This is a genomic window from Duganella sp. BJB1802 (genome assembly GCF_013369445.1).
GTDB lineage: Bacteria > Pseudomonadota > Gammaproteobacteria > Burkholderiales > Burkholderiaceae_D > Rugamonas > Rugamonas vulcania_A.
Genome location: NZ_JABWEF010000049.1, coordinates 1 through 2,230, shown reverse-complemented (window position 1 = coordinate 2,230; position 2,230 = coordinate 1). Strand labels below are relative to the sequence as shown.

The following is a 2,230-nucleotide window of genomic DNA, read 5'->3' as shown; positions in this document are numbered from 1 at the left end:
CAACGGCCATTTGTTCAGCGCGGCACTGCCGCGCTTCATGTTAGAACTGGTAGCGCGCGCCGAACGAGATCAGTGAGACTTCGCTCTTGCTGAGGTAGCTGCCTTCCAGGCTCAGCGACCAGCTGCGATTGAACGCGTAGCGCGCGCCCAGGCCGACCATTGAATCGGTGTCGGTACGGTCATCCATCGAGGATCGGTTAGCTTTCATTGTCGTGCGTCCGACGCCGGCGCGGCCGAACAAACTGAAGTGAGAATCGAGCGGCAGGGTTCCCATCAACGCAATGCCGTAGTGACGATCCGGGTAATAGCCGGGCTCGGACAAAAAGCCGCGGAAGGGTGAGAAGCTCAGGCTGCGCGTATAAACTTCGAAACCAAAGTTGGGCGTGTACTGGTAGCCAGCGGTGGCGCTCAGCGAGATATCGTTGCTGCTGTCGGCATATTTCGATGAAACAGAGGCGCGGGCGAGATCGACACCGACATACATACCTGGCTCGAAGGATGCCGCAAATGCTGGCGCGGCGGTGCCCAATACCGCAAGCGCCGCGGCGCCACAAAGGATGGATCGCATATTACTCCTGATAGAAAATGCAGCATTGATGAATTTGCAATGCCAACATTGCCGCATACTATCGCGTAATTATTTTTAAATCAACCTTCGTAACGTCAGGGGCCTTGCCTAAGGAAAGCTCGTCATTTGCGCCGGCCGCACCGCCAGATGACGCCGCATTGCGCTGGCTTCCTCGCCGGGGCTGCGGCCGAAGTAGCGTTTGAACTCACGGCTGAATTGCGACGGGCTTTCGTAGCCGACCTGGGCCGATGCCGCCTGGGCAGTCATGTCGTTGCGCGCCATCAGGAGCCGGGCCTGGTGCAAGCGGGCCGATTTCAGGTACTGGATAGGCGAACATTGCGTCACTGCCTTGAAATGCACATGAAAGGCTGGCACGCTCATGCTGGCCTCGGCCGCCAGCGTGCCGACGTCGATGTCGGCCGCATAGTCGGCGTGGATGCGGCGCAGCGCCTTGGCGATCCGTCCGAATTGCCCCTGGCTGGTCAGCGCCGCGCGCATTGCCGCACCTTGCTCCCCCATCAGCACGCGATAGCAAATTTCACGCACAATGCCGGGGCCCAGCACGCGTGCCTCCAGGGGAGAGTTCAGCGCTTCAAGCAGGCGCAGCACGGTTTCGCTCAGGCGCTCATCCATGCGCGTGGTCATCATGCCCTTGGGCATGGCGGGCAGCTCGTTCTGGGTCTGATCGATGGCGAACATCAGATCGGCCAGGGTGGTGCGGTCGACCCGGATCGACAACCCGAGGAAGGGTTCTTCCTCAGTGGCCTCGGTCGCGCTGGTGAAGGGCATGGGAACTGCGACCACCAGATAATGGTCCGCGTCGAATTCCAGCACATCGTTGCCGAAGTAGGCGCGCTTGCGCCCTTGCAGCACGATGGCGATGCAAGGATCGGACATGGCCGGCGTCTTGGTGGTGCTGCAGTTCGAGCGCGTCAAGCGTACGTCGTCCAGCGCCGTCAAGGTATAGCCCTCGGCGTGCGCTAGCTGTTGATGTAGGGCGATCATGCGTTTCACGCTGGCTCCTTCCAAATTCTCCGATGAATAGGAATGATCCATGATTCTCCACCTCATCGCTACCTATGCCCCGCGCTTTTATAGGATTAGGCAATAAGTGCATAGGCATGTGCATTCGCAGCATTTGCTTGAGGCCGTAAGATGCAGTCTGGTGTTATTGCTTTGAAAGGAGCGCGTCATGACAGCAGCTATTCAAACACATCGAAAGGTTATCCTGATTGCCGGGGCCTGCCGGGGAAGCGGTCCGGCTACGGCGCGCCAGCTGGCGGGCGAGGGACATCATGTCGTGCTCGGTGCGCGCCGTTCCAGCAAACTAACCGCCCTGGTTACCGAGATCCGCAAGGCTGGTGGTTCGGCCGAGTGGTATGTGCTGGACGTCAGTCAGCCGGACGAGATGCGCGAATTCCTGGCATTCGCCGAGGATGTACACAAGCGCGTGGACGTTGTCATCCATAACGCCTGATGAGACGTGCAGAAAGTCCTTGTCAATTCGGGGGAGCATTTGCTATAGTTCGCCCCCTCGCAGAACACAGCACATGTTGCTGAGTGAAGCGAGAAAAAGAAGAGCTTGACGAGATAAACGAAACAGTTCATAATCTTGCCTCTTCGCTGATGAACACAACGCTTCTTCAGCAAGCAGTACCGAAT

At 58.5% G+C, this 2,230-nt stretch carries 3 protein-coding genes; 1 reads left to right on the top strand and 2 read right to left on the bottom strand.

Features of this window, described 5'->3' with window-relative positions:
* Positions 1–40 precede the first annotated feature (40 nt).
* Both HUX88_RS31780 and HUX88_RS31775 read right to left on the bottom strand, forming a co-directional pair.
* On the bottom strand, positions 41–568 hold the full coding sequence (locus HUX88_RS31780) for a porin family protein (RefSeq protein ID WP_117015932.1): 528 nt from the start codon (positions 566–568) through the stop codon (positions 41–43).
* A gap of 108 nt (positions 569–676) precedes the next feature.
* On the bottom strand, positions 677–1,573 hold the full coding sequence (locus HUX88_RS31775) for an AraC family transcriptional regulator (RefSeq protein WP_117015934.1): 897 nt from the start codon (positions 1,571–1,573) through the stop codon (positions 677–679).
* 187 nt (positions 1,574–1,760) lie between these two features.
* On the opposite strand from HUX88_RS31775, the gene HUX88_RS31770 reads away from it, so the two are divergent.
* Positions 1,761–2,045, top strand: a complete 285-nt coding sequence (locus tag HUX88_RS31770) for an SDR family oxidoreductase (protein WP_117015933.1) — start codon at positions 1,761–1,763, stop codon at positions 2,043–2,045.
* Positions 2,046–2,230: the final 185 nt, after the last annotated feature.

What these genes read in the sequence shown, in the direction of transcription:
- HUX88_RS31770 (WP_117015933.1), top strand. Translation starts at nt 1,761, where the DNA reads ATGACAGCAGCTATTCAAACACATCGAAAGGTTATCCTGATTGCCGGG.
- HUX88_RS31775 (WP_117015934.1), bottom strand. Translation starts at nt 1,573, where the DNA reads ATGATCGCCCTACATCAACAGCTAGCGCACGCCGAGGGCTATACCTTG.
- HUX88_RS31780 (WP_117015932.1), bottom strand. Translation starts at nt 568, where the DNA reads ATGCGATCCATCCTTTGTGGCGCCGCGGCGCTTGCGGTATTGGGCACC.